General features: G+C 71.1%; 4 protein-coding genes. 2 read left to right on the top strand and 2 right to left on the bottom strand.

Annotated features, from left to right (window positions below; translation table 11 throughout):
* Together secG and tpiA are read right to left on the bottom strand one after the other, a co-directional pair.
* Positions 1-373, bottom strand: a 373-nt coding sequence (secG, locus tag ACFQ4O_RS14890; protein ID WP_378776700.1) for a preprotein translocase subunit SecG, incomplete at its 3' end; no start/stop codon positions are given.
* Between the two features lie 108 nt (positions 374-481).
* Positions 482-1,240 carry a triose-phosphate isomerase gene (gene tpiA, locus ACFQ4O_RS14885; RefSeq protein WP_378776698.1) on the bottom strand — a complete coding sequence of 253 codons (759 nt, stop codon included), beginning with the start codon at positions 1,238-1,240 and terminating at the stop codon, positions 482-484.
* Positions 1,241-1,431: 191 nt separating this feature from the next.
* Between tpiA and ACFQ4O_RS14880 the strand changes: the two genes are divergently transcribed.
* Positions 1,432-3,324, top strand: coding sequence for a SurA N-terminal domain-containing protein (locus tag ACFQ4O_RS14880; RefSeq protein WP_378776696.1), 1,893 nt, complete (start codon positions 1,432-1,434; stop codon positions 3,322-3,324).
* 32 nt (positions 3,325-3,356) lie between these two features.
* A complete protein-coding gene (gene trpE / locus ACFQ4O_RS14875) occupies positions 3,357-4,874 on the top strand; it encodes an anthranilate synthase component I (protein WP_378776694.1) in 1,518 nt (505 codons plus the stop codon).
* Positions 4,875-5,046 lie beyond the last annotated feature (172 nt).

The following is a 5,046-nucleotide window of genomic DNA, read 5'->3' as shown; positions in this document are numbered from 1 at the left end:
CGCCGCGGCGCTCGCTCTCCTGCCGCAGCTGGTTGAGGATGCCGCCCTGGCCCGAGCCCAGCGGCGCCTGTGGCCCGGCCGCGCCTGCGGGCGCGTTGGCCGGCTGCGGAACCGCCGCGTTCGACGGCTGGAGCCGGTCGAGCACCGACCCGCCGCCATAGCCCGCGAGAATCGTCAGCGTCAGGCTGGTGACGAAGAACGCCGCCGCGAGATAGGCGGTGAGGCGCGTCAGCGGGTTGCTCTGGCTGCGGCCGGCCATGAAGCCGCCGCCGCCGCCGATGCCGAGCGCGCCGCCCTCGGACTTCTGGAGCAGCACCACCACGACGAGCGCCAGAACGATCATCAGGTGGATAACGATAAGGACGGTCTGCATGAGGCTCGCGGCGATGTGAATGACAGAAAGCGTCGCCGGCCATGCGTCGACGACGAAGTGCGGCTGTTTACACCACGCGCACCGCGCGCGCCAGCGCCGGGGCCATGGTCACGCGAAAGCGGCGCGGGCGATGGCGAGGAAGGACTCCGCCTTCAGGCTGGCGCCGCCCACCAGCGCGCCGTCGACGTCGGCCACCGCGAGCAGTTCCGCCGCGTTGCCGGGCTTCACCGAGCCGCCGTAGAGCACGCGGAACGCCCGGCCCGTGTCGCCGAAGCGGCGCGCCAGCTCGTCGCGGATGAAGCGGTGCGTCTCCGCCACCTCGTCGACCGTCGGGGTGAGCCCGGTGCCGATGGCCCAGACCGGCTCGTAGGCCACCACGATGGTCTCGGGCGACGATTCGTCCGGCAGGGAGCCCGCAAGCTGGCGGCCCACCACCTCGAGCGCCCGCCCGCTCTTGCGCTCGTCCTCGGTCTCGCCGACGCAGACCACGCCGATGAGCTTGGCGCGCAACGCGGCTTTGGCCTTGGCGCGGATGAGCTGGTCGGTCTCGCGGTGGTCGCCGCGGCGCTCGGAATGGCCGACGATGACCGCGCCGCCGCCGGCGTCGCGCACCATCTCGGCGGAGATGTCGCCGGTGAAGGCGCCCGAGGCCTCCGGGTGGCAGTCCTGCGCGCCCACGATCACGCCCGCGCCGCGGGTGGCGGTGGCGAAGCTCGTCAGCAGCGTCGCCGGCGGGAACACCATCAGGTCCACCTTGTCCTTGATGGCCGGATAGGCGCCGACCATCTGGACGAACTCGGGCGCGGAGGACGCGAGGCCGTGCATCTTCCAGTTTCCGGCGACGAGGGGCTTGCGCGCGACGGTCATGCGGGGCGTCTCCTGATCCTTGAACCGGAAAGTTCTGGCGTCTTTCTCGCCACGCGGGTTAAGCGAAACGCGGCCCGCTGGCAATTCGCGCGTTCTTGAGATTTGCGACCTGCGACGGGGGCCGCTAAACGTCCGCGTTCCAAGAGTTTCGGCGCGTCGTCGCGCCCGACGTCAAAGGCATGTGATCCGCGATGCTGCAACTTCTCCGCAAAGGCGCCGCCGGCTGGGTCGCCAAAGTCTTCCTGGGCGTGCTCGTGCTGAGCTTCGCGGTCTGGGGCGTGGCGGACGTGTTTCGCACCGGCGGCTCCGCCAATGTGGCGGCGTCGGTGGGCGAGCAGCAGATTCCGCTGGAGACGTTCCGCCGGGCGTATCAGGGCGAGCTGCGGCGCCTGAGCGAGGAGGCCAAGCGCCCGATCACGCCGGAGATCGCCCGCATGGCGGGGCTCGGCGACCGGGTGCTGAACAACCTGATCAACGAGGCGGCGCTGGACGAAAGCGTGCGGGCCTTCGGCCTCTCGGTCTCCGACGACGAGGTGGCGCGCGAGATCACGGGCGACCCGATCTTCCGCGGACCGACCGGCGGCTTCGACCGCGCCCAGTTCAACTCCATCCTCGCCAACAACAACCTGCGCGAGCAGGACTACGTGCTGCTGCAGCGCGGCTTCACCTCCCGCCGCCAGATCACCGACGCGCTGACCGACGGCGTGCAGGCCCCGGCGGTGCTGCGCGAGGCGGTGCACGCCTTCGAATCCGAAAGCCGCACGCTGTCCTACCTCACCCTCCAGCAAGAGGCGCCGGCCGCCGTGCCCGCGCCGTCGGAGGCGCAGCTCAAGAGCTTCTATGAGGAGCACAAGGCGAGCTTCGCCGCGCCGGAATACCGCAAGCTCGCCACGCTGACGCTGGACGCGGCCGCCATCGCCGCCTCCAAGCAGATTCCCGAGGCGCAGCTCCGGGCCTATTACGACGAGAACCATCCCCGCTACGTGACGGCGGAGAAGCGCTCCATCGAGCAGATCGCCTATCCCTCGCTCGCCGACGCCAAGGCCGCCTCGGACCGCATCAAGGCCGGCGGGCTGTTCGAACAGGAGATGATCGCCCGCAAGATCACCCCGCAGGACGCGTTCCTGGGCGACCTGACCAAGGCCCAGATGTTCGACAAGAAGATCGCGGACGTGGCCTTCGCGCTGCAGCCGAACGCCGTGAGCGAGCCGGTGGAGGGCGCTTACGCCACCGTGCTGCTGCGCGTCACCGGCGTGCAGCAGCAGCAGGTGCGCCGCTTCGAGGACGTGCGCAACGACATCCGTAAGGTGCTGGCCGAAACGCAGGCCCGCGACGAACTGCGCTCCCGCCACGACGCCATCGACGAGGCCCGCCTCGGCGGCCAGACGCTGGCCGAGATCGCCAAGGCCCAGAACCTGACGCTGCGCACCATCGACGCGGTGGACGCCAGCGGGCTCGATCCGGCCGGCAAGCCCATCACCGGCCTCGCCACCCAGGCGGACGTGCTGAAGGCGGCGTTCGAGGCGCAGGTCGGCTCCGAGAACCCGGCGGTCGCCACCGGCGAAGCCTATGTCTGGCACGACGTGCTGCAGGTCTCGCCCGCCCGCGACCGCACCTTCGAGGAGGCGAAGCCGCTGGCGGAGACCCGCTGGCGCGAGGAGCAGGCCCGCAAGCGCCTCGCGACCCGCGCCGACCAGATCATCGCCGAACTCACCGGTGGAAAAACGCTGGAGCAGGTGGCGCAGGCCCAGAAGCTGGAGGTCGACCAGACCGAGACCACCCGTCTCGGCGGCGCGCCGGCGGTGACGCAGGATCAGGCCACGGCGATCTTCCAGACGCCGGTGGACGGCTTCGGCAAGACGCCGCCCGGCGCGGACGGCTCGCGGCTCGTGTTCAAGGTGACCGCCGAGAACACCCGCCCGTTCGATCCCAAGGCCGCCGACACCACCGGGCAGGCCGCCAAGATCGCGGAAAGCCTCGGCGGCGACGTCGTCACCTCCTTCGTGCGCAAGCTGCGCGACGATCTCGGCGCCCGCGTCGATCAGGGCGCGGTGACGCGCGTGGTCGGCGGCGGCGAAGGCTGACCCACCTCAAACGGGCTCCGGAGCCTCGTCCGATGCTGATCCAGCCGCCGCTGGAGGCCTTCGCCTCCGCCTATGACGCCGGCCAGGCGCAGGTCGTCTCCACCACGCTGGTGGGCGACCTGGAGACGCCGGTCTCGGCCTATCTGAAGCTCGCCGAAGGCCGCGCCAACGCCTTCCTGTTCGAGTCCGTGGAGGGCGGCGCCACGCGCGGCCGCTACTCCATGATCGGGCTCAAGCCCGACTTGCTGTGGCGCTCGAAGGGCGGCGCGGCCGAGATCAACCAGCGCGCCGCCGCCGACCTCGAGGCGTTCGAGCCCTGTTCGGGCCGCCCGCTCGAGGCGCTGCGCGCGCTGCTGGCCGAATCCCGCATCGAGGTGGCGCCCGGCCTGCCGCCCATGTCGGCGGGCGTGTTCGGCTATCTCGGCTACGACATGGTGCGGGAGATGGAGGAGCTGCCCTCCCCCAACCCCGACGCGCTCCGTGTGCCCGACGCCATCCTGATGCGGCCGACGGTGATGGTCGTGTTCGACGGCGTGAAGGACGAGATCACCGTCGTCACGCCCGTGCGGCCGGAAGCGGGCGTCACCGCGGCCCAGGCCCACGCCCGCGCCGTGGACCGGCTGACGGAGATCGTCGAGGGGCTGGACCGCCCCGCGCCCCGCGAGCCCGCGACGGCGAGCGGACCGGAAGCCGGCTACGCTCTGACCTCCAACACCCTGCCCTCCGAGTACGAGGCCATGGTGCTGCGGGCGAAGGAGTACATCGCGGCCGGCGACATCTTCCAGGTGGTGCTGTCTCAGCGCTTCGAGGCGCCGTTCGACCTGCCCGCCTTCGCGCTCTACCGGGCGCTCCGCCGCACCAACCCGGCGCCGTTCCTGATCCATCTGGATTTCGGCGGCTTCCAGATCGTGGGCTCCAGCCCCGAAATCCTGGTGCGGGCGCGCGACGGCAAGGTCACCATCCGTCCCATCGCCGGCACCCGCCCCCGCGGCGCCACCCCGGCGCAGGACAGGGCGCTGTCGGACGAGCTTCTGGCCGACCCCAAGGAGCGGGCGGAGCACCTGATGCTGCTCGATCTCGGCCGCAACGACGTGGGCCGTGTGTCGGAGATCGGCTCGGTGCGCGTCACCGACCAGTTCTTCCTCGAATATTACAGCCAGGTCATGCACATCGTCTCGAACGTCGAGGGCCGGCTGAAGGCCGACGCCGACGCGCTGGACGCGTTGGTCGCGGGTTTCCCCGCGGGCACGGTCTCGGGCGCGCCCAAGGTGCGGGCCATGGAGATCATCGACGAGCTCGAGAAGGACAAGCGCGGCGTCTACGCCGGCTGCGTCGGCTATTTCGGCGCCAATGGCGAGATGGACACCTGCATCGTGCTGCGCACGGCGGTGGTGAAGGACGGCCGAATCCACGTGCAGGCCGGCGCCGGCGTGGTCGCCGACAGCAACCCGGCCTCCGAGCAGGCGGAGTGCGTCAACAAGGCCAAGGCCCTGTTCCGGGCGGCGGAGGAAGCCCGCCGCTTCGCCAATGTGGGCCGCCGGGGCCAGTAACGAAAACGGGCGCCCGTTAAGGGCGCCCGTCGGAAGCCCGGAACGGCGTTCCGCTCAGTAGCGGCAGGGAACGCTGTAGCGCTCGCCGTAGCGGTTGGTGGCGTAGCAGCGGCGCGGGCCGCGGGTGTTCGCGCCGACCACGGCGCCGGCGCCGGCGCCGACCACGCCGCCC

It is taken from the genome of Methylopila musalis (assembly GCF_042679725.1).
Lineage (GTDB): Bacteria > Pseudomonadota > Alphaproteobacteria > Rhizobiales > Methylopilaceae > Methylopila > Methylopila musalis.
This window is presented reverse-complemented; position numbering and strand designations above follow the sequence as displayed.

Bases quoted from the DNA above. Each gene is read 5' to 3' on its own strand.
- ACFQ4O_RS14880 (WP_378776696.1), top strand. From the start codon at position 1,432: ATGCTGCAACTTCTCCGCAAAGGCGCCGCCGGCTGGGTCGCCAAAGTC.
- tpiA (WP_378776698.1), bottom strand. From the start codon at position 1,240: ATGACCGTCGCGCGCAAGCCCCTCGTCGCCGGAAACTGGAAGATGCAC.
- trpE (WP_378776694.1), top strand. From the start codon at position 3,357: ATGCTGATCCAGCCGCCGCTGGAGGCCTTCGCCTCCGCCTATGACGCC.